The sequence below is a fragment of the Micromonospora sp. NPDC048935 genome, assembly GCF_043197875.1.
Classification (GTDB): Bacteria; Actinomycetota; Actinomycetes; order Mycobacteriales; family Micromonosporaceae; genus Micromonospora.
On sequence record NZ_JBICTZ010000002.1, the window covers coordinates 258,926 to 283,710 of the forward strand.

Genomic DNA, 24,785 nt, shown 5'->3' on the forward strand with positions numbered 1-24,785 from the left:
CAAGCCGCAGGCCGGGACGCAGGCCAAGCCGCAGGCCGGGACGCAGGCCAAGCCGCAGGCCGGGACGCAGGCCAAGCCGCAGGCCGGGACGCAGGCCAAGCCGCAGGCCGGGACGCAGGCCGGGACGCAGGCTAAGCCGCAGGCCGGGACGCAGGCCGGGACGCAGGCCGGGACGCAAGGCAGGACGCAGGCCAAGCCGCCGGCCGGGACGCAGGCCAAGTCGCAGGCCGGGACGCAGGCCAAGCCGCCGGCCAGGACGCCGGCCAGGACGCAGGCCAAGCCGCCGGCCGGGACGCAAGCCAAGCCGCCGGCCACGACCCCGAACAAGACGCCGGCCACGACCCCCGGCCACCAACCCGACCAAGACGCACGCAGGCCACGACCCCGGGCGTTGGCGGTCAGGCTCCTCGGCCGGCCTCGTAGGGGCGTCCGCGTAGCCCGCCGGACCGTCGGTACGAGACTGAGCCACCGTTGACCGCCGCCGGCAGGTCGCCGGGGCGGTCCAGGCCCATCGCGGCTCGGCGTACCCCCTCGCGTTGGGCCGCCAGGCGGCGCTGCGCCTCTCGGCGGGCGGCGGCGCGGCGGGCCTGTTCCCGGCGCACCTCGGCCTGCCGGGCGGCCAGCCAGGCGGCCTCCCGGGCCCGGGCGCGGCGGCGGCGACGCCCGGCGAGGGCGCGACCGCGCAGGTGCACGACGTAGACGGCCAGGAGCAGGAAGGTGACCGCGAAGCCGATCCAGAAACCGGGGCTGGCGAACAGCACGCCGACCAGTTCGACGACGTTGAGCAGCAGCAGAGCGGCGAGTACGCGACGACGCCGGTAGACGGCGGGGGTGTGCTGGCGGCGGGGCGCTGGGCGGCGGCGGGACCGCTTCGGTGCGGGTGGCACGGCGCGCAGGCGACCGGAGCGGCGACCGGCCGGTGGTGCGGAGACCGGCGCGGTCAACGCTCCGGTGGTCGCGTCCTCGCTCAGGGTGACGACAAGTGTGCGCGGAGGGTGGACCGGGCGCCGGCCCGGCACAGTACGGCGCCGCCGGCGGCGCTGGAGCACCCGCGCCGTCGACTGCGCCCGCTCCGCCACCAACCGCTCGGTGGCGTCGTACCGGCGAACCAGCGCCGGGGCCAGGGCGAGCAGGCCGGCGGCGGCGAGGACGGCGAGGAGCACCGAGGTCGGCACCCTCACCCCTCCCGTCACCGAATTCGGAGCAACCGCCACCCGACCGCAGGATCTTCCACCGATCGCGCCTGGGTGCGTGGATCGTCCGGCCGGGGAGCGCTTGCCGCAGCTTGCAGTTACTTGAGGTTACGGCGCGCCGACCAGGATGCCGCCACGCCGCGCCGATCCCGTCCGCGGGACAGCCCCTACCGGGCGTTGGCGCGTACCCGATGCCAGCGGGCCAGCAGGCCACCCTCGGCGGCGATCTCCTCACTCGTCATCGCGTATCCGATGTGGTCGCGCCATGCTCCGTCGATGTGCATGTAGCGCACGTGGTACGACTCCTCGCGGAAGCCCAACTTTTCCACCACCCGCCGCGACGGGCGATTTTCCGGGCGGATGTTGACCTCCACCCGGTGCAGTCCGCCGGGACCGAACGCGTGGTCCACGGCGAGGGCGAGCGCCGTCGGGATCACGCCCTGACCGGCGACCCGGGCGTCCACCCAGTAGCCGACGTAGCCGGAGCAGAGCGCCCGTCGCACGATGCTGCCCACGTTGATGTGCCCGACCAGCCGGTCCCTGTCGGCCTCGCGCAGGCAGACCGCGAACGGCATCCCGTCACCCGCACGGGCCGAGCGCCGCTGGTCACGGTGCACCCAACGAAACGCGGCAGGTGAGTTCAGCTCGTCCCAACCGCCGGGCAGCGACGACTCCCAGGGCGCCAGCCAGGCCCGGTTGGCCCTCCTGATCTCCGACCACGCCGCGGCGTCGGAGCGCCGGTAGGGCCGCAGCAGCACCGGGCCGTCGACCAACTCCACCGGCCAGCCGGGTGACCGCGCGGGACCGAAGAGACTCACCCGCACAGTCTCCCGCGCGGGACCGTGTCCTGCGCAAGTGGACCCGCGGTGATCCGGCGACCACCCGACGTGGAGGCCGACCGCGAGCGGCCGGGGCGGAAACCCGTCACCGACGGCGGTCGAGCAGCAGGACGTCCACGGTGGAGCCGGCGGCGGCGGTGGTGACCCGCTCACCGAGCACCAACAGCCCGTTCGCCTCGGCCAACCCGGAGAGGGTGAACGGCCCACCGCTGAGCGGCTGCACCGTGTACCCGCCGCCGCGCCGCTCGGCCACGTGCGCCGGTCGGAATTCCCGCAGACCCGCCGGGGACGACACGGTTTCCAGCAGGTGCGCCCGCACGCTGGGACGGAACACCGGCTCGGCGCCGGCGAGCAGTTGGATGGCGGGACGGGCCAGCACCTCGAACCCGATCAGCGCGGCGCCCGGGTCGCCGGGCAGGCAGACCACCGGCACCTCCTCGGCGCCGACCGTGCCGAACCCGAGCGCGGTGCCGGGATAGAGCGCCACGTCGGTGAACGTGACGGGCCCGGCGCGGCCGCCCTCGCGGCGGGACAGGATCCGGCGCACCATGTCGCCGGGGCCGGTGCCGGTGCCCCCGGTGGTGAGGATGAGGTCGGCGCGCAGGGTCTGGTCCTCCAGCAGCCCACGCAGCCCCTCCGGGTCGTCGTCGCAGATCCCCACCCGGTACGCCAGTGCGCCCACCTCGGCCGCGGCGGCGGTCAGCGCGTGCGAGTTCGCGTCGACGACCTGGCCGGGCTGGCTGCCCCGACCCACGTCGACGAGTTCGTCACCGGTGGCCACGATGACCACCCGCGGGCTGGGCCGGACCACCACGTGCCCGATGCCGGTGGCGGCGAAGACCGCGACCAGGGCCGGGGACACGTACGTGCCGGCCCGGGCGAGCAGGGTGCCGGCGGGCAGTTCCTCACCGGCGCGGCGTACGCCGTACCCCCGTTTGGGGGTGCGGAAGATCTCCACCGCGGCCATGCCCTGGTCGGTCCACTCCACCGGCACCACGACGTCGGCGGCCACCGGCAGCGGCGCCCCGGCGGCCACCGAGAAGCACGAGCCCGGGGTGAGCCGCACCGGCCGCCAGCTCGCCGCCCCGAGATCGCCGACCACGTTGAGCCGGATGGTCCGGCCACCGCGTGTACCGGAGGGGGCCGGGACGTAGCTCGGGCCCCGGCCCCCTCCGGAAATGTCCTCCCAGCGTGCCGCATAACCGTCCACGGCCGCCTGGTCGAAGGCCGGGAAGGCGTGCGGCGCGACGACGTCCTCGGCGAGGACGTTGCCGTGCGCCTGGGTGAGCTCGAGGTCGAGTGGCGGCAGCGCACGTAACCTGCGCAGCACGCTGCCCAGGTACTCGGCGAGCGGCGTCAACTCGTTCGCGGCCGCCTCGGCGTCGGCCGTCGCTGTCATGTACCAGATCCGCCTGCCGCGTCGGCCTTGACGAAGTCGGCCAGCCAGGACCGGAACTCGGCGCCCAGGTCCTCGCGCTCGGCGGCGATCTGCACGACCGTCTGGAGGTAGCCCAGCGGCATGCCGGTGTCGTAGCGGGTGCCCCGGTAGACGATCGCGTGCACCGGAGTGCCCTCGGTGCGCAGCAGCTCCATCGCGTCGGTCAGCTGGATCTCGCCGCCGCTGCCCGGCTTGGTCCGCCGGATCGCGTCGAAGATCTTGCCGGGCAGCACGTAACGGCCGAGCACCGCGAGGTTGCTCGGGGCGTCCTCCGGCTGCGGCTTCTCCACCATCCCGGTCACCTTGACGACCTCGCCGATGTCGGTCAGCTCGGCCTCGGCGGGCTCGACGGAGGCGATGCCGTACCGCTTGGTCTCGGCCGGGTCGACCTCGAAGAACGCGAGCACCACACCGCCGGTGCGGGCCTGCAACTCCAGCATCGCCGGCAGCAGCGGCTCCGACGGCTTGACGAACTCGTCGCCGAGCAGCACCGCGAAGGGCTGGTCGCCGACGTGGGACTCGGCGTACCCGACGGCGTGGCCGAGCCCGAGCTGCTCGGGCTGCCGCACGGTGTAGATCTCCGCCAGCTCGCTGGGCCGACGCACCGCGGCGAGCCGCTCGGCGTCGCCCTTCTCCTCCAGCCTGGTCTCCAGGTCGGGGCGACGGTCGAAGTGGTCCACCATCGACGTCTTACCCCGACCGGTGATCAGCAACACGTCACCGATGCCGGCCTGGGCGGCCTCCTCGACGATGTACTGCAACACCGGCCGGTCCACCACCGGCAGCAGCTCCTTGGGCACCGCCTTGGTGGCCGGCAGGAACCGGGTGGCCAGTCCGGCGGCCGGGATGACGGCCTTGACCGCCAGGGGACGGCCGGTCGCGGCGGCCGTCGATGAGGGGTTCGCTGAGTGCTCCGACATGCCGCGAGACTATCGGCCACGGCTCTGCCGCGGCGGGTGTGGCCCAGAAGACGCGCCGCCGCCCGACCCCGGCCGCGCCGCGTCCGGCCCGGTTCGGGCCGCATCCGCGTCGATGTCCGCCGGGTCGTCGGCCGGGTCGGGCCAGGCGTGCGCGGGCGCCCCCTCCGGTACGCCCACCGCCGGCTCCGACCGGGCGGGCCCGCCCGGCTCCCGGTTGACCTGCACGGGCTGGCCGGCGCGCGGCAGCCCGTCGGGTGGGCTCACGGCCCCCGCGAGCACCGGTATCTCCCGCGTCGCCGCCTCCGGGCGTACCTCGGCGACCCGGTACGTGTCGCGGCCGGCGGCCTTGGCCGCGTAGAGCGCGTCGTCGGCGGCCTCCAGCACCTCCCGCCCGGTGCTGCCGTTGTCCGGATAGACGGCGATGCCCACCGACACCGTCACCACGACCGGCCCGGCGTACGCCTCGACGGCGATCGGCGTCTCGCGGATCGCCGCGCCGAGCCGCTCGGCCACGATCGCCGCACCCCGCGCGTCGGTCTCCGGCAACAGCAGCACGAACTCCTCACCGCCCTGCCGGAAGGCCAGGTCGACCTCACGGATCTCGCCGCGCACCCGCCTGGCGAACTCGGCCAGCACGGTGTCCCCCGCGGCGTGCCCGTACGTGTCGTTGACGTCCTTGAACCGGTCCAGGTCCAGGGCGAGGACGCTGAGCATCCGCCCGAAGCGGCTGGCCCGTTCCACCTCCCGCCGGATCGACTCGCGCAGGTAGCGGTAGTTCCACAGCCCGGTGAGCGGGTCGGTGAGGGAGAGCCGCTGCGCCTCCTCGTGCACCCGGACGTTGTCGACCGCCACCGCCGCGTGGCCGGCGAAGGTGCGCAGGGTGACCAGGTCGTCGTCGTCGAACTCGTCGACGCCCAACCGGTCGTACAGGGCCAGCACGCCGAGCGCCGCCGCCACACCGGCCTCGTCGGCGGCGCATCCGGCGGCACCCACCGGGGCCGCGAACGGGACCGCCACGTACGTGCGGCAGCGTGGCTCGATCGGCGGGGCGTCGGTCGGCTCGGCCCTGCCCCGCTGTGGTTCGCCGGTGGCGGCGACGGCGCCGACCACGCCGACGCCCACCGGCACCCGGAGCGTCGGCGACCCGTCCGCGTCCACCTCCGGCCAGCGCCCGTCCAACCCCTCGGTGCACTGGGCGACGAGCACCCCACCGGTCTCCAGCAGCAGCACCGCGCCGGCACGCGCGCCGGTGGCGCCGATGGCGCTGCGCAGGATCACCCGCAGGATGCGTTGCAGGTCGTGCGTGCTGGCCAGGGTGTCGCCGAGCACCGCGAGGTGACCACGGAGCTGGTCGCGGTTGCTGGTCAACGCCGAGACGTAGGAGCCGGTCTCCCGGGTCATCCGGTTGAACGCGGCGGCCAGCCGGCCCAGCTCGTCGCGGCTGCGCACCGGCACCCGGGCGGTCAGGTCGCCGTGTGCCACCCGGTCGACCGCGCCGGCCAACTCCATCAACGGTCGGGTGGTCACCCGGGCCAGCCGCCAGGCGGTCAGCACGGCGAGCAACGCGGCCACCACGACCACCACGACCAGCGTGGCGTACAGCCCCGGCGGTCGTTCGCTGGGCACGGAGACCACCAGGGGCAGCGGCTGCGCGTCCGACGGCCCGATCCGGCGCACGTACCGGCCCTGGCTGGTCTCGGTCACCCGCTCGCCGTCGGCGGTGCTGGCGGCGGCCAGCACCGCGTCGCGTACCTCACGGGACTCGGTCGTGTGGGTGACCCCCGCGGCGCTCGTTCCGCTGTCGAGCAGGGTGACCGCCACCCCGGTCACCGCCGCCAGCCGGGCCACGAAGGCCGGGTCGACACTTTGCGCGGCGGTCACCGTGCCCAGCGGGGCGCCGGCGCGGTCGTGGAGGTCGACGTGGGCGGCCAGCGCGCGGACCGGACCTGTCGCGTCCGTGCTCGGGCCGGCGCAGTCCCGCCACGGGGTCGACGGCGCGCCGGGCGAGACGTAGGTGACCTGGCCGGCCACGTCGGTGATCAGCACCGCGGTCACCAGGCCCCGGCCGACCAGTTGCGCGGCGGCGACGGCCGGATCGGCGGTGAGGGCCATCACGTCGGCGGTGGCCCGGAGCTGCTGGCAGAGCGCGTCGACCGAGGTCCGCACGGTGGATGCCGCCACCGCCAGGCGCTCGGTCGAGCGGCTGCGGTCGACGGCGGTGACGGTGGAGGCGACGAAGAGCGCGCCGAGCAGGACCGGGCCGAGCACCACCACGAGGAAGGCTGCCGTCAACCGCCCGCGTAGCGTCACTCGGTCCCCCCGGAAGTTCCGCCTCCGTTGCTTGCGATGCTGACACAGTGCAACCGTGAGAGAGGCGTTGCGTCAGGAGTGTTGCGTGGCGGAATTTTCTGATGAAGCGGAAGTGACGCGTGCGGCGAAGCGGAACACCCGCGTCGAGCTGCTCGCCCGCCGCCGGTCGCTGAGCGGTCCGGCCCGGGCCGTCGCCGCCGGGCGCGTGCAGGCCGAGCTGGTCACGCTGGTACGCCGGCTGCGCCCGCGCCGGATGACGGCGTACGTGCCGGTCGGCTCCGAACCGGGCGGCGCGGACCTGCCGGAGGTGCTGCGGGCGGCACTTCCCGCCGACGCCGAGTTGCTGCTGCCGGTGCTCCTCGACGACCTGGATCTGGACTGGGCGGCCTATACCGGGCCGGGGGCCTTGATCGCCGCGGGTCGGGGTATCCGGGAGCCGTCCGGTGCCCGCCTCGGGGTGGCCGCCGTGGCGGAGGCGGAGTTGGTGGTCGTACCGGCTGTCGCGGTCGACCGCCTCGGCCGGCGACTCGGGCGCGGCGGCGGCTCGTACGACCGGGCACTCACCCGGGTGCCCGAGGCGACGCTGACGGTGGTGCCCCTGCACGACGGGGAGCTGGTCGAGGCGCTGCCGGCGGAACCGCACGACCGCCGGGTCCGCGCGGTCGTCACCCCCGCCGACGGGGTGCGTACGCTTGACGCCGGCCCGGGTGCCCCGCACGGTGTCGCGCCCCACACGTCCGCTGGACGAACCCGGGGCGAATGACGCACCATTGGCACTCGAATACGTCGAGTGCCAACTGGCTGAGCCCAGATCCGGAGGAGAACGTGCCCACGTACCAGTACGCCTGCACCACGTGCGGTCACCAGCTCGAGGCGGTGCAGTCCTTCTCTGACGAGCCGCTGACCGAGTGCCCGGCGTGTCAGGGGCGGCTGCGCAAGGTCTTCAACTCGGTCGGCATCGTCTTCAAGGGCTCGGGCTTCTACCGCACCGACTCGCGGGCGTCCGGCTCCGAGGCGACCGCCGGCGGCACGACCAGCAAGCCGGCGAAGTCCGAGTCCTCGTCCTCGGGTGGCGACTCCGGCTCGTCGGGTTCGTCCTCGTCGTCGGGCTCGTCCTCGTCGGGCTCGTCCTCGTCCGGGTCGTCGTCGGGCTCGCCGTCCGGGTCGTCCTCGTCGGGCTCGTCCTCGTCCGGCGGGTCGAGCGGGTCGGGCGGCGGCAAGGCCCCGGCGGCCAGCTCCGCGTCCTGACCCCACGGCCAGCTCCGCGCCTGGACCGCAGCCCCGCGTCCCGACGCGGGAGGAGCTGCGCGCCTGGTACCGCACGTCCTGACCCCACGGCCAGCTCCGCGTCCTGGACCGCAGCCCCGCGTCCCGACGCGGCAGCAGCTGCGCGCCTGGTACCGCACGTCCTGACCCACCCGCTCCGCCTCGGTCGGCAGCAAGACCTTGATCAACTCGGTTTCACGGAAAATCGGCCTGTCCGCCCTCGACCAGACCTTGATCGACTCGGGCTCATGAAAGTCGCGCTATCCAAGCTGGGCGGACACCCCGGTTTCCGTGAACCCGAGTTGATCAGCGGGCGGCGGCACGGACGGCGGACGGCGGCAGCACGGAGCGGCGCGGCACGGCGCGGCACGGCACGGCGCGGCACGGCACGGCGCGGCACGGCACGGCGCGGCACGGCGCGGCACGGCGCGGCGCGGCACGGCGCGGCGCGGCACGGCGCGGCGCGGCACGGCGCGGCACGGCGCGGAACTTCGCCGGGCCCACCACCGGGGGCGGGCGGTCAGCCCCAGTGCGGAGGACGTTCGGCGAGCAGCCAGTCGTCGTTACCGCCCGTCCGCTCGCCCCAGCCCCGGTCGGTGTCGTCGGAGGTCTGCTCGGGCAGCACCACGAGGTCGTCGCTCAGGTCGACGGTGCGGTCGTCGTCGCCGCGCACGGCCGGGGTGCCGGGGTCGAGGGTGCTCACGATCGGCAAGACTAGCGCAGCGGACCGTCGCCGACGGTGGCACGCCGTGCGGAAACGGACGGGCCGCCTGCCGCGTTGGTAGCGTCGGACGGCGTGACGACCCCCAGCGGTGGCAGCAACCCGGACGCCTACTGGCGACGGCCCGGCACCGGTGACGACGCGGCGGCCGACCGGCCCCCCGCCACGTCCACCGACAACCCCGCGAGCGGGTATGTTGGCCCGCCGCCGAGCGTGCCGCCGCCGAGCGGTTGGCGACCACCCGTACACGTGCAGCCGGCACCGCCGCGACGGCTGCCGCCGCAGGACATGGCCGACCTGGACGTGGCGGAGCAGCGCTCGCAGCGGGTCACCTACGGCTTCGGTATGGCGGCCGGCGTGGTGCTGGTGGTCGTGGTCTGCCTGCTCTGCTCGCGGATCATCTTCTGAGTGACGCCCTCACCGACGGTCAGAGGGTGGTGCCCCAGACGGCCTCGGCGCCGCTGTGGCCGGTCAGGTAGACGTAGATCAGGGCGGCGATGGCCAGCGCCACGACCGCCACCGCCAGCACGGGGGTGACGAGCGCCGGCAGTCGCGGCACCCGGGGGTGCCCACTTGTCGCCACCAGCAGGAGGATGGCCACGATCCCGAGCGGCACCACGATGCGGAACAGGATGTCGCCGTAGCGGGAGTGCTCGAAGATCTGGTCCAGGATCTGACCCTGGAAACCCCGCGCGACAAGCGCGTCGGTGAACGCCTCACCCGACTCGACGGCCACGAACGCGGTCACCGGCGCGGCCACCGCGAGGAGGCCCAGGGCCCAGTCCAGCCGGTGCCGCCACCTCGGCAGCCCCACGTACGCGATGGCCAGCACCGCCAGCAGCGGCACGAACACGACAACCGCGTGGACCACCATCACGTGCGCCGGTAGACCCAGGATCTCCTCGAACATCGAACCCCTCCAGGTGGATCATGGTCAGGAGAGGGCCAGCGTACGGTCCGCCGGCCGCCCCCAGGCTCTCGACCGGTCACACGCGCGCGTCGTCGATCGGGTTCACCGCGGCGGCCGCGCTCCTGATCGTCGTGGCTGTGTCGGTGACCACCCGAGCCGGGCGACGGTTGTCGATGCTGTTCGCGCGTGCTGTCATTGGCCAATGTCCGCCGAGGAGCTGCTGCGATCGAAGGGCCTGCGTGTCACGCGGCCACGCCTCGCGGTGCTCGACGTGCTGGCCGGCGGAGGCCACCTGGAGGTCGACGAGATCAGCCGGCGCGTCCGGGAACGCCTCGACTCGGTCTCCACCCAGGCGGTGTACGACGTGCTGGGTGCCCTGTCCCGGGCCGGGCTGTCCCGCCGGATCGAGCCGGCCGGTGGTCCCGCGCGTTACGAGGCACGCGTCGGCGACAACCACCATCACGTGGTCTGCCGGAGCTGCGGCGAGATCGCCGACATCGACTGCGCGGTGGGCAGCGCACCCTGTCTGGAGCCGAATGTGTCGCACGGGTTCGAGGTGGACGAGGCGGAAGTGACCTTCTGGGGTCTCTGCCCGGGCTGCCGGGCGCGCCGCTCCGCCGACGTGTGAGCCCGACGTGCGAGCCGCCGGCACCGACGGGACGTGCCCGACGGGGTCGGCCCCCGCGTGGCACTCTTGGGCGGTGGACTCCGATGACCTCGGCCTCTTCGGTCCGGGTTCGGTCACGTGGAAGGTGCACGAGGAGCCGATCCTGATCGTCGCCGGCCTGCGCTCGCTCTACCTCCAGGCGTTGCACCCCCGGGCGATGGCCGGGGTCGCGCAGAACAGCAACTACCGCACCGACGCCTGGGGTCGCCTCGTCCGCACCGCCACCTACGTCGCGACCACCGTCTACGGGACCACCGCCGAGGTGCAGACGGCCGGAGCCCGGCTCCGCCGGCTGCACGACCGGCTGCGGGCCACCGACCCGCAGACCGGCGAGGAATTCCGGATCGACGAGCCCGACCTGCTGCGCTGGGTGCACGTCACCGAGGTCGAGTCGTTCCTCAGCACCGCCCGGCGGGCCGGGCTGCCGCTCAGCGACGACGAGGTGGACGGCTACTACACCGAACAGCGTCGCTCGGCCGCCCTCGTCGGTCTGGACCCGGCCACCGTGCCGGGCACCGCGGCCGAGGTCGCTGACTACTACCGGGCCGTCCGCCCACAGTTGCGGATGACACGGGAGGCCGCCGAGACGGCGCTCTTCCTCACCGCCCCGCCGCTGCCGTGGAAGCTCAACCTGCCGGCCCGGTTGGGGCTCACCCTCGGCCCGCCACGCTGGGCGTACCTGGGGATCGCCGGCATCGCCTTCGCACTGCTGCCGGCCTGGGCCCGCCGGATGTACGGCGGGCTCGGCCTGCCCACCACGGCGGTCTCGGCGGACCTGAGCGTGCGGGCGCTGCGGCTCGCGTTCGCCGCCGTACCCCGTCGTTATCTGGAGGGCCCGTTGATCCAGGCCGCCAAGGAGCGGGCCGCGCGTCGCGCCGCCACCCCACTGGCCGGCTGACCCGGCCGCCGCGACCGAAGGTCAACCCTCGACGTGCCGGTCCATGGCCGCCCACGGCTCCTTGCCCGGCACCTGCGCGCCGGTTGGACAGTGCCGCCGGAAGTCACACCACCCACAGCGGGGGCCTGGTGCCACCGGGAACGCCTCGTCCGCGTCGGCGCCGTCCGCGACCGCCCGTTCGGCGGCCATGATGTCGCGGGCCGTCTCCTCCGCGCGGGTCAACTGCCGGGCCAGCGACTCGACCGTGTGGTCGTGGCCGGCGACCGTGCCGGTCGGCAGGTGATGCAGCTCCACCCGACGGCACGGCTTACGGAACACCCGCTCGGCCGCGTACGCGTAGAGCGCCAACGCCTGCGAACCCCGGGCGTCGTCGGTGTCCAGGCCGGTGCGGCCGGTCTTGTAGTCGACGATGACCAGTTCGGGCCCTTCCGGCCCAGGCCGTGCGTCGATCCGGTCGGCCCGACCGTTGAACGCCAGCACGGCGGTCTTGACCGCCACCACCCGCTCCACGCCGAGCGGGTCGGCATCCGGCTCCAGCGTCTCGACGTAGCCCTCCAACCAGCTCAGCGCCCGCCGGAAGGCGGCCCGCTCCTGCTCGTCGTCGCGGTAACCCTCGCGGACCCAGGTGCCCTTGAGCAGGGTGGCCAACGCTTCGGGGCGACGTCGGTCGGCAGGCAGCGCATACCAGTTTTTCAGGGCGGTGTGCACGCTGGCACCGAGCGAGTTGTGCGCCCACGGCGGGCCCTTGGGCGGGGCCGGTCGGTCGACGTAGGAATAGCGGTAGCGGCGTGGGCAGTCCGCGTACGCCCCGAGTTTGCTCGGTGTGCAGACGAAGAGGCGCTCCGGCATGCCCTCGAAGCCAAGCTGCTCGGCGCCGCCGGCGCGCTGTCGGGGAGCCCGGCCGCCGGCCGCCGGCCGTCCCGCTGAGGAGGATCGTCGCACGCCTGCGATCCTGCCACCCACCCCCGACACCGTGCGGGAGCCGGTCAGGTCATGTTCACGTACTGGGTGACGAAGGCGAACACCGCGTCGGCGATGAGCTGCACGGCGATCGCGGCCAGCAGCAGACCGGCGATCCTGGTCAGCACCTCGATCCCACCCGGCCGGAGGATCTTCACGATGCCGCCGGAGAAGCGGAGGACGATCCAGACCGCGAGCATCACGGCGAGGATCGCCACGGCGATGGCCGTGAAGTCGCCGAACCCGTCGGCCTGCTGGACGAAGAGCATGGTCGCCACGATGGCGCCCGGGCCGGCCAGCAGCGGGGTGCCCAGCGGCACCAGGGCGATGTTCGAGGTGGCGTCCGAGCTCGGGCCGTCGGTCTTTCCGGTGAGCAGCTCCAGTGCGACGAGCACGAGCAGCAGCCCACCGGCCGCCTGCAACGCGGGCAGGTCCACGTGCAGGTAGTCCAGCAGGGTCTGACCCGCCACCGCGAAGACCACGATCACGCCCAACGCCAGCGTGACGGCCTGCCAGGCGGCCCGGTTACGGTCGCGGGCCGGCAGCGGGCCGGTCAGCGCCAGGAAGATCGGCATCATGCCCGGCGGGTCGGTGATCACCAGCAGAGTCACGAAGACCTCGCCGAACAGCTTCAGATCCACGTGATCAACCTAGCCGCGCCGCAGTGGGCAAAATACCCGGATCACCCCGAAGCGACCTCGGTCACCCCGGCGGCGACGATCCGCTCGTACGCATCGGCGCCCGTCGTGAAGGCACCGAGCTGGACGGTCTTGTGGGTGCCGTGGAAATCCGACGAGCCGGTGACGAAGAGGCCCAGCTCGGCGGCGAGCGCCCGCACGTGCTCCCGTTCGGCCGGGCTGTGGTCCTCGTGGTCGGCTTCGAGCCCGGCCAGCCCCGCGGCGGCCAGCTCGGCGATCAACTCGTCGGGCACCACCCGGCCACGCCGGGTGGCCCGGGGATGGGCGAAGACCGGCACGCCGCCGGCCGACCGGACCAGGTGGATCGCCCGGAACACGTCGATGTCGTCCTTGGGCAGTCGGTAGCGTTCGCCCAGCCAGTCCGGGCCGAACGCCTCCCGGGTGCTGCCCACCAGGCCGGCCCGGATCAACGCCTGCGCGATGTGCGGGCGGCCCACGGTGCCGCCGCCGGCGCCCGCCAGGATGTCCGGCCAGCTCACGTCGATGCCGTCGGCGCGCAGCAGCGCGACGATCCGTTCGCCGCGCTCCTCCCGGGCGGCCCGCACCCGGCCCAGCTCGGCCACCAGTTCCGGGTGCTCCGGGTCGAACAGGTACGCGAGCAGGTGCAGCGGCACCGCCGGCCGGATGCCGGACCAACGACAGGACAGCTCCGCGCCCCGGACCAGGCGTAGCCCCGGTGGTAGCGCGTCCACGGCCGGCGCCCAGCCGGCGGTGGTGTCGTGGTCGGTGATCGCGAGCACGTCCAGCCCCGCCGTGGCGGCAGCGCGTACCAGGTCAGCCGGGGGCAGCGTGCCGTCGCTGGCCGTGGAGTGGGTGTGCAGGTCGATGCGCGGGGCGGAGCCGGTACGCGAGGTCACCGCCCGACGCTACCGAGGAACATCCGAGCCCGACTCGCGGAGGCCACCTCGACCGCTCGGGTCAGAAGTCGGCCACCAGGACCGGCCGGTCCCCGGCCGACACGCCGGGCACGGCCGCGGGGCTGGCGGGTGTTCCTGCCCGCGCCTGGCCGACGTCGACCCGGACCAGCGCACCGGAACCATCGAGGTAGGAGGCGTGGGACTCGTCGCTCCAGACGATCGCGCCGGTCATCGGCGGCCCGGCCGCGACGGCTGTCGTGTTCGGCCCGAGCCGCCGCAGGTCGACAAGCAGTGCCCGGTTGGCCTCGCCGACACGCCCGTTCACCAGCAGCCACCGCCCGTCCGGGGAGACCTCGCCGACCCCGTCCTGGCCGAGGTCCGGCCCGCAGCCGGTCTGGACCGGGTTCAGCCGACGTGTCGGGTCGAGCAGGGCCAGGCAGGTCCGGCCCGGCTCGGCCGTGGAGATCTGCCCGACGAGTCGCCCGTCGGGCAGCCGCCCGTAGAAGTTGAGGGTTTCCCGGTCGACGGCCCCGGTCAACTGCCCCACGCCGGGCCGCCACAGACTGTGGCCGGCCTCCGCCGGGTCGGGTCGGACCAGCACGCTGTCGCCGACGAACCGGACGGGCACCGCCCCGGCGGGCGCCGGGGTGCGCGCCGCCCCGATGAGCTGGTTGCCGACCACCCCCGCCACCAACAGGTCGCTGCCGTCCCGCCAGGCGACCTGGCCGCTGTCCGCCGCCAGGACGATCGGGCCGGCTCCGGCCAGCAGCACCTGCACGAGACCGTCGCCCTGCACCGCCCAGAGGGAGCGGCCGGCGGTGGTCGGCGTGCCGACCACGAGCCAACCGTTGCCACCGGGCAGGAGTTGGGCGCGTTCGGCCGGCCCGACGTCGGGCAGCACCAGCCGTCGACCGTCGGCGCTGACAAGCGTCTCGCTGCCGAGCAGGGCCGCCGACGGTCCGGGGGCGGGATCGGCGCCGGGGACACTGGCCGTCGGGATCGGCCGACCGGACGGGTGCGGATCACCGATCACCACGATGGGTGCCCCGTCGCGCCCGGTCTCGGCACCGAGTCGCGCCATGCCGGCGCTGAGCAGGACGGTGACGACCGCCGCGACGGCGACCCCAGCGGCGGTACGCCGACGCCGGATCCGGTTCGCGCGGCGGATGGCCTGGCCCGCCGGGTCGACGCCCAGTGGGCGGGCAAGGGCGACCTGGTGCGAGAGGGTCTCCCGCACCGCACCTTCCAGCTCGTCCGGCCGCACCTGGTAAGAACGCCGCGGGCCGTCCGTCAGGTTGTCGGTCTGGCCGGGAAAAGCGCTCACTGCGGCTCTCCGGAGCCCGTGCCGACGGGCACGGCCGCCGGGGCGGAGGGGAGCACGACCTGCGGACCGATCGGCTGCGGCGCGGCCGGACGGGGCACGGGCCGGTCGACCGCCCGCCGGGCTGTCGGCGCGGCGGCGGCACCGGCGGCCGGGACCCGACCGCTCGGGGCACCCGAGCCACCGGACCGCGCGGCACCGGCTGTCGACCGACCGGCGCTGCCCGCCGTGGCCGATCGAGCGGCGGTGGCGGTCAGGTCCGGTGCGTCGGCGCCCATCCGACGGCGCAGCGTGGCCAACGCCCGGGACGCCTGGCTCTTCACCGTGCCCGGGGAGATGTCCAGCATCGCGGCGGTCTGCGCCTCCGACATGTCCTCGTAGTAGCGGAGCACCAGCACCGCCCGCTGCCGGTGGGGCAACTGCCGGAGATGCCTCCAGAGCAGATCCCGGTCGAGCTGCTGCGAGATCTCGTCGACACCGGCCCGCTCCGGCAGCACCTCGGTCGGGCGTTCACCGTGCCAGCGTCGGCGCCACCAACTCGTCGATGTGTTGACCATCACACGTCTGGCGTACGGCTCGACGGCCTCGATCCCCCCGAGCCGCTTCCACGCCAGGTAGGTCTTGGTCAGTGCCGTCTGGAGCAGATCCTCGGCCGTGGCCCAGTCGCCGGTGAGCAGATAGGCGGTGCGCAGGAGCGCGGCGGAGCGGGCCGCGACAAACTCGCGGAACTGCTCCTCCAACGAGTCCCTGCTCGCCACCGCCCACCTCCACACCCCGGCCGTCCTGGCAGAGTGCCACGTCAGAGGCGGTCTGGTCCATGACGAAAGGTGCGCACTTGCTCCGATGTTCGGTCGAAAACCTTCACGCCCCGTCGTCGGCCTTGGCCTCGTCGGCCTCCTTGCCGAGCCGGGCCTCGACCGCCTGCGGCTCGTACATCTCCTCGACCACACGCAGGTAGAGCTCGTTCGGGTTGGGCAGATTCTTGATCTCGCGGAGCGCCTGCTCCTGGCCGGCGGACTCCAGCACGAAGGTGCCGTAGTTGAGCGCGCGACCGGTCGGCGTCTGCTCGTACTTCATGTCGGTGACCCGGACCAGCGGCATCATGGCCACCTTCCGGGTGACGATGCCGTTGACCACCATGACCCGCTTGTTGGTCAGGATGAAACGGTCATACCACCAGTCGGCGACCTTCCACGCCACCCAGCCCATCACCCCGAACCAGAGCAGCACGGCGATGGTGGTCAGCGCGCCGACGTCGTTTCCGGCGAGGAAGCCGGAGAGATAGCCGAGCACGAAGGTCGCCGCGACGCCGATGAGCAGCGGGTTGGTGAGGTGGATCCAGTGCCGCTTCCACTCACCCCGGTAGCGCTCGGTGGGGAAGAGATAGCGGGCGACGAGCGAGCTGGGCTCGTCTTCCAGGGGCAGCACCCGCCGTGGAGTCGCACCTGTCGCGTCGGCGCGCAACCCGGCCAGCTCGTCCTCGGAGATCTGCGGCTGCTGGTAGCCGGCCTCCGGATCACGAACCCACGCTCGACCCGACCGACCCTGGCCGGCATAGCCGGGCCCGTCACCATAGCCGACGTCGTCCGAAAGGGACGGACCGTCGGACAGGCCGGGCCCGGCCCCGTAGCCCGGGCCGTCATCAGGCCCGATCCGCGGGATCGGCTCGGTGTCGCGCTCGCGACGCTCCCGGTCGGGGTCGTCCGGGTCGAAGGGTGGTCCGGAGGGGCTGCCCATCGGTGGTTAAGCGACGAGGCTGGTGAAGAAGTCGCCGAACCCTTGGGCGATGTCCATGATCCCGCCGCCGAGCGACTTGAACACGTCTGCCGCAGAGTTTGGCCGGTAGGCGACGAAGAAGATCAAGAATGCAACTCCGGCCCAGGTGAGGACCTTCTTGACCATGGCGGGCCATCCTCTCGCGCGGCGCCGGGTCCCATTACCGCAGCGGCACCCAGAGTATCAGTGTGGTGTCGTACAGTGAATATCTGCGTCCGTTCTCCGTCAATCCGGATGGGTTGTCAAGCCCTCCCGGCTAGATACGGGGACGGTGCGCCGTACACGAGCTCGGGCGGAGTCCACTCGGTCAGGTCGTGTAACACGACATCTTCCGCGAGCAGATGACCCGCACTCGCCGGCCAGGCTATCGCATGGAGCCACATTCCCCGAGCCTCGCCGGCGTACGCGCTTCGATCTGTTGGAGAATTCACCAACCACAGTGGAGTTGGATGCCCGCCGACCCTGATCCTGGCCTGGCCCACATGGTCGGGGTGACCAGGCCCGGGGTCGGTCAACGCGTCGACCAACTCCGGCCCCGGATCCGGGCCGGCCAGTCCGGCGAACCGGGTGCCCAGGCCGACGCCCGGCTCCTCGGCCACGAAGACCAGATCGGCCGGGCCGCCGCCGAGTGGCGCCGGGCCCGCGCAGGCCACCGCGGTCGCCCGCACACCCGTCCGCTCGTCCCCGGCGTACGCCACGCCGGTGAGCGTCCAGCCGGTCGGCAGGGGCCACGGGCACCACAACGGAGTCACCGGCGGGTCCGCGGTCGTGGTGATCCGTTCCACCACACTCGCCACGATCTCCGCTCCGATGTGCTCGGGCACGTGCAGCGGCGGCACCGGGCCGCATCGCAGACACCTCGAGTCGGAGTGCATCAGATCCGGCGCCCGTACCGGGCCCCCGCATCTCGGACAACTCACCGCGACACTCACATCCCCACCGTTCTCCGGTATCGCCGGAACGTCAAGCCGGAACGTCCGATTCGGCACCCGGGCCTGGCTCAGTCCGGTGGCGCGCCGGCGTGGGCACGAATCCAGGCGTGCATGGCGATGCCGCTGGCCACGCCCGCGTTGATCGACCTCGTCGAGCCGTACTGGGCGATGGAGTAGAGCCTGTCGCACGCGGCGCGGGCGGGCGCGGAGAGACCGGGCCCCTCCTGGCCGAACAGCAGCACACAGTCCCGGGGCAGGGCGCCGGTCTCCAGCGGGAGCGACCCCGGCAGGTTGTCGATGCCGAACACCGGCAGCTGGCGCTCCCCCGCCCAGGCCACGAACTCCTCGATCGTCTCGTGGTGCCGCACGTGCTGGTAGCGATCGGTCACCATGGCGCCGCGCCGGTTCCACCGACGCCGCCCGACGATGTGCACCTCGGCGGCGTTGAACGCGTTGGCGTTGCGGACCACCGTGCCGATGTTGAAGTCGTGCTGCCAGTTCTCGATCGCGACGTGGAAGCCGTGCCGGTGTCGGTCCAGGTCGGCGACGATCGCCTCGTGCCGCCAGTAGCGGTAGCGGTCGACGACGTTGCGCCGGTCCCCCTCCGCCAGCAACTGCGGGTCGTACCGAGGGTCGTCCGGTGGGTCCCCCGGCCAGGGGCCCACGCCCACCTCAAGCTGGTCGTCGGTCACGGTCATCAGAGGGTACGGACCTGGTCGGCGCGCGGCGCGACGGCCCGCCGGATCAGCCCAACCCGAGCGCCGCGCCGAGGTGGTCCAGGAAGCGCCGGTCCGCCGGGGTGGTGGGTTGGCCCTCCCGGCGCTCGCCGGGGCCGGGCACCGCACGACAGACCCGGGCCGCGACCGACTGCACCCACTGGCGGTACGCGGCCGAGTCCGCCGGGTCGGCGCGCCGCCTGAGGACCCGGCTCGCGGCCCGGCAGGCGGCCAGCAGGCCCACCAGGTCGGTGAGCCGTTCGGCGGGCGGTGGCGTGCCGTCGGGGCGGGCGTAGATCGCGGCGACCACCGCGCGGACCAGATCGCTGTCGAAGGCCCGGCCCGCGGCCACGGCGTCCAGGCCGGCCAGACCCGCCGGGACACCCCGGTCCGTGCGACCGGGGCCGGAAGCCACGGCGGCCACGAGAACCCGACCGGGCAGGCTGATGAGCAGATCCCACTCGGTGGCTGAGTAGACAGCGGTGGTCAGGGGTGCGGCTCGGCGGCCGGCAGAGGGCGGCTCTCCGGCGACGGAGTGGCTCATCGGAACCTCCGGCGCCAGCATATGTCCCCCGCGCCCCGGACCGGGCCCCTTCCCCACACAACCCGCTGCCGCGAGGAGGCGCCTGGAGTGCGGCGGCCGCGCCGTTCAGCGCGGCTCGGGGAAGCTGGGTCGTTCCGGATCCACCCCGTCGGGGACGGTGCTGGCCGCGTACTCCCGTTTGGGGACCATGACCCTGCGCCGGAAGACGCAGACCATCGTGCCGTCCTGGTTGTAGCCCCGGGTCTCCACCGACACCACACCCCGGTCGGGTTTCGAGCCGGACTCACGCTTGCCCAGCACGGTGGTCTCGCCGTAGATGGTGTCGCCGTGGAAGGTCGGCGCGACGTGCCGCAGCGACTCGACCTCGAGGTTGGCGATCGCCTTACCGCTCACGTCGGGCACCGACATGCCGAGCAGCAGCGAGTAGATGTAGTTGCCGACCACGACGTTGCGCTTGAACTGGCTGGCCGTCGCCGCGTAGTGCGCGTCCATGTGCAGCGGGTGGTGGTTCATGGTGAGCAGGCAGAAGAGGTGGTCGTCGTACTCGGTCACGGTCTTGCCCGGCCAGTGCCGGTAGACCGCGCCGACCTCGAACTCCTCGTAGTAGCGGCCGAACTGCATCCTGGTCCCCTTCGACGGGCGGCGATGGAGTTCGGCACAGCATGCCTTACCGAAGGTTAAGGAAACCGGCCGGGAGCGGCGACGGCGGAAATGTCACACCGGTCACTCACCAGGGGGGAGACGCAATGAGCGGCGGGGCCCTCCCCGGCACCCGCCGCCCACGCTCTGATGCGGAGAATTCTGCCCTACGGAAGCGTAGGTCCAACAGAGATCGAGGTCACATTTATCTTTTTGTAACACTACTCTCGGTGACGAAGCGGAGGTTGATCGGCGATCTCCGCAGGCCGGATACCTCCTCGTCAGGTGCCAAGTTACCGATTCGTAGCACTTGACTTGGTGGATCTCCCTGGAAACGCTCCCATCACCGCAGGTCACGCAAGTGCGTCATGCATTTGCGTTCCGCAGATCGAGATGAACAGACGTGGGTCGATGACCCGCGGCGGCCACCGGCAGGCGGAGCACGTTTCGGGCCCGACCGCCCGGGAATTCGATACGGTCAGCCCTGGTTCTACGGGACGTAGATAAACCGCGGTGATCGGAGAGTGCAATGGCAACCGTTGAGCTGACCTCGACCAACTTCGACGAGGTGACCGGCAACGACGGCATCGTCCTGGTCGACTTCTGGGCCGACTGGTGTGGTCCGTGCAAGCGGTTCGCCCCGGTCTACGAGCGCTCCTCGGAGAAGCACCAGAACATCGTCTTCGGCAAGGTCGACACCGAGGCTCAGCAGGAGCTGGGCGCCAAGTTCGACATCCGGTCGATCCCGACGATCATGGCGATCCGCGACGGCGTGATCGTCTTCGCCCAGCCGGGCGCCCTTCCGGAGTCCGCTCTGGAAAACCTGATCGAGCAGGTCGAGGCCCTGGACATGGACGACGTGCGTAAGCAGCTGGCCGAGCACAAGCACTGAGCCGTCGCCACGACGGCATCCGAAGGCCGGGCCCACGTGGGCCCGGCCTTCGTCGTACCCCTCCGTGATCACCTGCCTGGGCAGGCCGAACTGACCGTCGGAGGGACCCGACGCGGCCGGTACATCCCGTATCGTCACGACCTGATGGAGACCCTGACCACCCGCGGGCGCGTGACCCGGCTGGGCGCGACCGCACTCGTACTCGCCCTGCTGCTGGTCGGCACCTTCTGGGGCAGCGACGACGACTTCCCGTTCGGCCCGTTCCGGATGTACTCCACCTCCAACCCGCCGAACGCACCCGCCCCGGACACCCGCGTCGAGGGGGTGAACAGCACGGGCGCCGTGGTCGACCTCGACCAGGCCGCGACGGGCATCCGCCGGGCCGAGATCGAGGGGCAGCAGAGCCGGTACGCCGCCGACCCGGCGCTGCTCGCCGAGGTCGCCGACGCGTACGCCGAACGTCACCCGGACGCCGCCGCGCTGATCGAGGTGCGCATCGTCATCCGCTGGCAGGGCATCCGTGCCGGCCGGCCGACCGGCCAGCACACCGACGAGACAGTGGTCCGCTGGCAGGCCCCGCGATGAGCCGTTGGCTGACCGAGGCGGTGCCGCGCGGTCGCATCGCCGCGTTCCGCACCGTGATCTACCTCTTCGTCGCCGCCGACCTGGTGATCTTCACTCCCTGGGTGCGCACCCGGGTCAGCGTGCCCGGCGACCTGTACCAGCCGCTCCTGATCGGCCGCCTGCTTCCCCTGCCGACGCCAACCGAGACGCTGGTGACGGTGATCTTCTGGGCGTTGCTGCTGCTGGCCCTTCTCGCCGCGACCGGGCGTGCGCCCCGACTGCTCGGCTGGGCGGTCTGCGCGCTGTACCTGCAATGGATGATCATCGCGATGAGCTACGGAAAGGTCGACCACGACCGCTTCGGGCTGCTCGTCGCACTGGCCGTACTGCCCACCGCCGGTCGAGCCCGGCACGGTGACACCACCCGCACCGAGGCCGGCGGCTGGGCGCTGCGCGTCACCCAGATCGCGGTGATCTGCACGTACTTCCTGGCCGCCTTCGCCAAGCTGCGCTTCGGCGGCCTGGACTGGCTCACCGGCTCGGTGCTGGCCCGCGCGATCATCCGGCGCGGCACCGACCTGGCCGACCTGATCGCCCAGGTGCCGCACCTGCTGATCGTCGCCCAGTTCGGCATCGTGGCGTTCGAACTGCTCAGCCCGGTGGTCTTCTTCCTGCCGGCCCGCTGGCGGCTCGCCATGGTCGGCTTCTTCTACTCGTTCCACGTGGTCACCATCGCGACCATCACCATCTCGTTCGCGCCGCACCTGGCCGCGATGACCAGCTTCCTGCCGCTGGAACGGGTGCGCCCGGTGGTGTGGACCCGCCGACTCCTCGGCCGCGACCCCGCCGGGACAGCGACGGAAACCCCGGCCCCGGCGCACGCCGACACGGCACCAGCGCGCCTCGGCGACCACGCCGCGGCGCAGGCCGGCACGGACGTGGCGCCGCCCGGACATCAGGCGACGGTCAGGGCCGGTGCGGACCTGGCCGCGCCCGGCGACCAAGCGCCGGTGCGGGCCGGTGCGGACGTGGCGCCGTTTGGCGATCAGGCGCCGGTGGTCGGGCGTCCGGCCGGGCCGTAGAGCCGCTCCCGCGCCTCCTGTGGCAGCGAGCAGGCCGCCGTACCGCCCGGCAGGCGGTGCCGGTTGCGCGCCACCAAGCGGTACACCGGCCAGGCCACCGCACGCACCGGCGGGAACCGCAGGCCCGCACCGGCGATCCGCCAGAGCCGGCCACTGTCGGCGAGCAGCTTCGCGATGGCATCCGGGCCGGCGGCACGCGCGCCGTCCGCCCCGACCCACTGCACGGCCTCCTCGCACTCGGCCACGCTGAGGCCGAGCGCGTCAAGGTCGGAGAACTGCCAGGGCACCACCCGCGCGCCCGTGGGGATCCGGCGAGCGATGAACTCGGCGCACTGCGTGCAGAACGCGCAGTCCCCGTCGTAGACGAAGGTCGACGTCTCCATGGTGTCCATCCTCCCCTCCCCGACCACCCGAACCCCCACCGGTGTACGGCGGGTCACTTGCACTCCACTCGTACGCGTGTTCGAATAGTGGCCATGCGCTGGGACAACCTCACCGCTCCCCCGGTCGAGGGAGATCCCGAGCGGGCAGCGCCAGCGACGCCACCCCTGCCGCTGGCGCTGCCCGGCGCGATCACCCGCACCTTCGACACTCCCGAGTTCGCCGGCATGACCTTCTACGAGGTGCAGGCCAAGTCGATCCTCAACCGGGTGCCCGGGCAGTCCCGCGTCCCCTTCGAGTGGACCATCAACCCGTACCGGGGCTGTTCTCATGCGTGTGTTTACTGCGTCTCCGGTGACACCCCGATCCTGATGGCGGACGGCCGCACGAAGCCGATCAGCGAACTGGAGCCGGGTGACCGCATCTACGGGACCGAACGACGGGGCGCGTACCGCCGATACGTGACCACCACCGTCCTCGACAAGTGGTCCACGGTGAAGCCGGCCTACCGGGTCACCCTGGAGGACGGCACGATCCTCATCGCCAGTGGGGACCACCGGTTCCTCTCCGAACGTGGCTGGAAGTACGTCACCGGCACCATGCATGGCAACGCGCGACGCCCCTACCTGACCACCAACAACCGCCTGATCGGCACCGGTCGTTTCGCGGTCGGCCCCAAGGAGTCACTCGGCTACCGCCTGGGTTACCTCTGCGGGATGATCCGCGGAGACGCGCACCTGGGCACGTTCTCGTACTCGTACGGGACTGTGCACCGGTTCCGGCTGGCGTTGGCCGATGACGAGGCATTGAGCCGCAGTGAGCGGTACCTCGCCCTCGAAGGGGTCAAAACGCAGCGTTTCACCTACGCGCAGGTCAGCACCACACGACGTGCGATGACCGCCATCCGCACCTCGAAGCAGCGGGACATCGAGACGATCGCTGACCGTATCCGCTGGCCGGTCGAGCCCAGCGACGATTGGCGACTTGGCTTCCTGGCCGGCATCTTCGACGCCGAGGGCAGTTGCAGCAGAGGCATCCTGCGCATCAGCAACAGCGACGACGCCATCCTCGACCAGACGACGGCAGCACTGCGCCATTTCGGGCTCGTCTGTGTGCGAGAAGACCGCGGCCTACCCAACCGTGTGCGGGAGATCAGGCTGACCGGCGGTCTCGCCGCCCGGCTGCGGTTCTTTCACCTGACCGACCCTGCCATCACTCGAAAGCGATCGATCGAGGGTGGCGCCCTGAAGCACCAGGGCGCCCTCAGGGTTGTCGGCATCGAGGAACTCGGGCTGGAGTTGCCGCTCTGGGACATCACCACTGGCACCGGGGACTTCATCGCCAACGGAGTGGTCAGCCACAACTGTTTCGCGAGAAACACTCACACCTATCTCGATCTCGATGCCGGTGTGGACTTCGACCGAAAGGTGATCGTCAAGGTCAACGCCGGTGAGCTGGTCCGGCGCGAGTTGGCCGCGCCGAAGTGGCGGGGCGCGCACGTGGCGATGGGCACCAACGTGGACTGCTACCAGCGGGCCGAGGGCCGTTATCGGCTGATGCCGCAGATCATCACGGCCCTACGGGACTTCGCCAACCCGTTCTCGATCCTCACCAAGGGCACGCTGATCCTGCGTGACCTGCCGCTGCTGCGCCAGGCCGCCGAGGTCACCAGCGTGGGCATCTCCTTCTCGGTGGGGTTCGTCGACGAGCAGCTCTGGCGGTCCGTCGAGCCGGGCACGCCGCACCCGCGCCGCCGACTGGACGCGGTCCGGGCGCTCACCGATGCCGGCTTCTCCGTCGGGGTGCTGATGGCCCCGATCCTGCCCGGCCTCAGTGACGGCGACGAGTCGATCGACGCCACCGTGTCGGCCATCGCCGCCGCCGGTGCGACGAGCGTGACCGCCCTGCCCCTGCACCTGCGTTCCGGTGCCCGGGAGTGGTACGCGCCCTGGCTCGCCCGCGAGCACCCGCACCTGGTGCAGCGCTACCGCGAGCTCTACCGGGCCGGTGCGTACGCGCCGCAGGCGTACCAGCGGGAGGTGACCGCACGGGTGCGGATCGCCGCCCGCCGCCACGGGCTGCACCGCGCCGAGGTGGGCGACAACCGCCAACTGCCCGAGCCGCCCCCTGCGCCGACCGCCGAGCAGCTGACCCTGCTCTAGCCTTGCGTGCCGGGCAGAGACGCCTCTACCTGCCCGAACGCTGATCGGTCACACCTGTTCCGTGCACCCGCGCCACGTGGGAGATCAACGGACAGTGGT

General features: G+C 72.6%; 28 protein-coding genes and 1 pseudogene. 9 read left to right on the plus strand and 20 right to left on the minus strand.

All coding sequences use genetic code 11. The features are described 5' to 3' along the window. Positions 1–398: 398 nt before the first annotated feature. The 5 genes from ACGFIW_RS07485 to ACGFIW_RS07505 all read right to left on the minus strand — a co-directional run bounded on the left by ACGFIW_RS07485 (position 399) and on the right by ACGFIW_RS07505 (position 6,700). Positions 399–1,181: a hypothetical protein gene (locus ACGFIW_RS07485; RefSeq protein WP_393311678.1), complete on the minus strand. Its 783-nt coding sequence runs from the start codon at positions 1,179–1,181 to the stop codon at positions 399–401. Between the two features lie 179 nt (positions 1,182–1,360). Then, complete coding sequence (locus ACGFIW_RS07490) at positions 1,361–2,011, minus strand: GNAT family N-acetyltransferase (RefSeq protein ID WP_393311680.1); 651 nt, start codon at positions 2,009–2,011, stop codon at positions 1,361–1,363. 106 nt (positions 2,012–2,117) lie between these two features. After that, entirely contained in the window at positions 2,118–3,431 is a 1,314-nt protein-coding gene (gene glp / locus ACGFIW_RS07495) for a gephyrin-like molybdotransferase Glp (protein WP_357075735.1), read from the minus strand. After that, positions 3,428–4,390, minus strand: a complete 963-nt coding sequence (locus ACGFIW_RS07500) for a UTP--glucose-1-phosphate uridylyltransferase (protein ID WP_393311682.1) — start codon at positions 4,388–4,390, stop codon at positions 3,428–3,430. Before ACGFIW_RS07500 ends, glp begins: the two co-directional genes overlap by 4 nt. 9 nt (positions 4,391–4,399) lie before the next feature. Then, positions 4,400–6,700, minus strand: a complete 2,301-nt coding sequence (locus tag ACGFIW_RS07505) for a diguanylate cyclase (protein ID WP_393311684.1) — start codon at positions 6,698–6,700, stop codon at positions 4,400–4,402. An 85-nt stretch (positions 6,701–6,785) separates the two neighbouring features. On the opposite strand from ACGFIW_RS07505, the gene ACGFIW_RS07510 reads away from it, so the two are divergent. Both ACGFIW_RS07510 and ACGFIW_RS07515 read left to right on the plus strand, forming a co-directional pair. Further along, entirely contained in the window at positions 6,786–7,463 is a 678-nt protein-coding gene (locus tag ACGFIW_RS07510) for a 5-formyltetrahydrofolate cyclo-ligase (protein WP_393311686.1), read from the plus strand. Then, positions 7,460–7,618: pseudogene (locus ACGFIW_RS07515) on the plus strand (FmdB family zinc ribbon protein); the annotation flags it as partial. The gene ACGFIW_RS07510 and the pseudogene ACGFIW_RS07515, both read left to right, overlap by 4 nt. A gap of 62 nt (positions 7,619–7,680) precedes the next feature. Here the strand turns inward: ACGFIW_RS07515 and ACGFIW_RS07520 are convergent. Further along, positions 7,681–7,920, minus strand: a complete 240-nt coding sequence (locus ACGFIW_RS07520; RefSeq protein WP_393312809.1) for a hypothetical protein — start codon at positions 7,918–7,920, stop codon at positions 7,681–7,683. Positions 7,921–8,486: 566 nt separating this feature from the next. After that, the gene (locus ACGFIW_RS07525; protein ID WP_393311688.1) at positions 8,487–8,669 is read right to left on the minus strand and encodes a hypothetical protein; all 183 of its coding nucleotides are present in this window, start codon (positions 8,667–8,669) and stop codon (positions 8,487–8,489) included. 93 nt (positions 8,670–8,762) lie between these two features. On the opposite strand from ACGFIW_RS07525, the gene ACGFIW_RS07530 reads away from it, so the two are divergent. Further along, the gene (locus ACGFIW_RS07530) at positions 8,763–9,095 is read left to right on the plus strand and encodes a hypothetical protein (RefSeq protein ID WP_393311690.1); all 333 of its coding nucleotides are present in this window, start codon (positions 8,763–8,765) and stop codon (positions 9,093–9,095) included. Positions 9,096–9,114: 19 nt separating this feature from the next. On the opposite strand, the gene ACGFIW_RS07535 is transcribed toward ACGFIW_RS07530, so the two are convergent. Next, entirely contained in the window at positions 9,115–9,597 is a 483-nt protein-coding gene (locus ACGFIW_RS07535) for a DUF2231 domain-containing protein (RefSeq protein WP_393311692.1), read from the minus strand. A gap of 202 nt (positions 9,598–9,799) precedes the next feature. Between ACGFIW_RS07535 and ACGFIW_RS07540 the strand changes: the two genes are divergently transcribed. Both ACGFIW_RS07540 and ACGFIW_RS07545 read left to right on the plus strand, forming a co-directional pair. Next, complete coding sequence (locus tag ACGFIW_RS07540) at positions 9,800–10,225, plus strand: Fur family transcriptional regulator (protein WP_357075754.1); 426 nt, start codon at positions 9,800–9,802, stop codon at positions 10,223–10,225. Between the two features lie 73 nt (positions 10,226–10,298). After that, positions 10,299–11,162, plus strand: coding sequence for an oxygenase MpaB family protein (locus tag ACGFIW_RS07545; protein ID WP_393311694.1), 864 nt, complete (start codon positions 10,299–10,301; stop codon positions 11,160–11,162). Positions 11,163–11,183: 21 nt separating this feature from the next. Here ACGFIW_RS07545 and ACGFIW_RS07550 read toward each other — a convergent pair whose 3' ends face one another. The 11 genes from ACGFIW_RS07550 to ACGFIW_RS07600 all read right to left on the minus strand — a co-directional run bounded on the left by ACGFIW_RS07550 (position 11,184) and on the right by ACGFIW_RS07600 (position 19,587). After that, complete coding sequence (locus ACGFIW_RS07550; RefSeq protein WP_393311696.1) at positions 11,184–12,104, minus strand: RecB family exonuclease; 921 nt, start codon at positions 12,102–12,104, stop codon at positions 11,184–11,186. 44 nt (positions 12,105–12,148) lie between these two features. Further along, positions 12,149–12,763, minus strand: a complete 615-nt coding sequence (locus ACGFIW_RS07555) for a MarC family protein (protein WP_393239704.1) — start codon at positions 12,761–12,763, stop codon at positions 12,149–12,151. Between the two features lie 41 nt (positions 12,764–12,804). After that, a complete protein-coding gene (locus ACGFIW_RS07560) occupies positions 12,805–13,677 on the minus strand; it encodes a PHP domain-containing protein (protein WP_393311698.1) in 873 nt (290 codons plus the stop codon). A 61-nt stretch (positions 13,678–13,738) separates the two neighbouring features. After that, complete coding sequence (locus ACGFIW_RS07565) at positions 13,739–15,001, minus strand: hypothetical protein (protein WP_393311700.1); 1,263 nt, start codon at positions 14,999–15,001, stop codon at positions 13,739–13,741. Next, complete coding sequence (locus ACGFIW_RS07570) at positions 14,998–15,756, minus strand: SigE family RNA polymerase sigma factor (RefSeq protein ID WP_393311702.1); 759 nt, start codon at positions 15,754–15,756, stop codon at positions 14,998–15,000. The genes ACGFIW_RS07565 and ACGFIW_RS07570 overlap by 4 nt, the downstream gene beginning before the upstream one ends. A 103-nt stretch (positions 15,757–15,859) precedes the next feature. Next, the gene (locus ACGFIW_RS07575) at positions 15,860–16,735 is read right to left on the minus strand and encodes a PH domain-containing protein (RefSeq protein WP_357075775.1); all 876 of its coding nucleotides are present in this window, start codon (positions 16,733–16,735) and stop codon (positions 15,860–15,862) included. A gap of 6 nt (positions 16,736–16,741) precedes the next feature. Continuing rightward, entirely contained in the window at positions 16,742–16,900 is a 159-nt protein-coding gene (locus tag ACGFIW_RS07580; protein ID WP_170285364.1) for a hypothetical protein, read from the minus strand. A 116-nt stretch (positions 16,901–17,016) separates the two neighbouring features. Then, positions 17,017–17,763 carry a DUF6758 family protein gene (locus ACGFIW_RS07585; RefSeq protein ID WP_393311704.1) on the minus strand — a complete coding sequence of 249 codons (747 nt, stop codon included), beginning with the start codon at positions 17,761–17,763 and terminating at the stop codon, positions 17,017–17,019. A gap of 11 nt (positions 17,764–17,774) precedes the next feature. Continuing rightward, positions 17,775–18,398 carry a TrmH family RNA methyltransferase gene (locus ACGFIW_RS07590; protein ID WP_393311706.1) on the minus strand — a complete coding sequence of 208 codons (624 nt, stop codon included), beginning with the start codon at positions 18,396–18,398 and terminating at the stop codon, positions 17,775–17,777. A gap of 52 nt (positions 18,399–18,450) precedes the next feature. Then, positions 18,451–18,987, minus strand: a complete 537-nt coding sequence (locus ACGFIW_RS07595; RefSeq protein WP_393311708.1) for a hypothetical protein — start codon at positions 18,985–18,987, stop codon at positions 18,451–18,453. A gap of 84 nt (positions 18,988–19,071) precedes the next feature. Beyond that, a complete protein-coding gene (locus ACGFIW_RS07600; RefSeq protein ID WP_393311710.1) occupies positions 19,072–19,587 on the minus strand; it encodes a MaoC family dehydratase in 516 nt (171 codons plus the stop codon). 547 nt (positions 19,588–20,134) lie between these two features. Here ACGFIW_RS07600 and trxA point away from each other — a divergent pair. The 3 genes from trxA to ACGFIW_RS07615 all read left to right on the plus strand — a co-directional run bounded on the left by trxA (position 20,135) and on the right by ACGFIW_RS07615 (position 22,143). Further along, positions 20,135–20,497, plus strand: a complete 363-nt coding sequence (trxA, locus tag ACGFIW_RS07605; protein ID WP_124771302.1) for a thioredoxin — start codon at positions 20,135–20,137, stop codon at positions 20,495–20,497. Between the two features lie 144 nt (positions 20,498–20,641). After that, entirely contained in the window at positions 20,642–21,082 is a 441-nt protein-coding gene (locus tag ACGFIW_RS07610; RefSeq protein WP_393311713.1) for a hypothetical protein, read from the plus strand. After that, positions 21,079–22,143: an MFS transporter permease gene (locus ACGFIW_RS07615; RefSeq protein WP_393311715.1), complete on the plus strand. Its 1,065-nt coding sequence runs from the start codon at positions 21,079–21,081 to the stop codon at positions 22,141–22,143. Before ACGFIW_RS07610 ends, ACGFIW_RS07615 begins: the two co-directional genes overlap by 4 nt. On the opposite strand, the gene ACGFIW_RS07620 is transcribed toward ACGFIW_RS07615, so the two are convergent. Continuing rightward, positions 22,107–22,526 carry a thiol-disulfide oxidoreductase DCC family protein gene (locus ACGFIW_RS07620; protein ID WP_393312748.1) on the minus strand — a complete coding sequence of 140 codons (420 nt, stop codon included), beginning with the start codon at positions 22,524–22,526 and terminating at the stop codon, positions 22,107–22,109. The two genes, ACGFIW_RS07615 and ACGFIW_RS07620, sit on opposite strands and share 37 nt — an antisense overlap. A 93-nt stretch (positions 22,527–22,619) precedes the next feature. Here ACGFIW_RS07620 and ACGFIW_RS07625 point away from each other — a divergent pair, with 93 nt between their 5' ends. After that, positions 22,620–24,686: an intein-containing Rv2578c family radical SAM protein gene (locus ACGFIW_RS07625; RefSeq protein WP_393311716.1), complete on the plus strand. Its 2,067-nt coding sequence runs from the start codon at positions 22,620–22,622 to the stop codon at positions 24,684–24,686. Positions 24,687–24,785 lie beyond the last annotated feature (99 nt).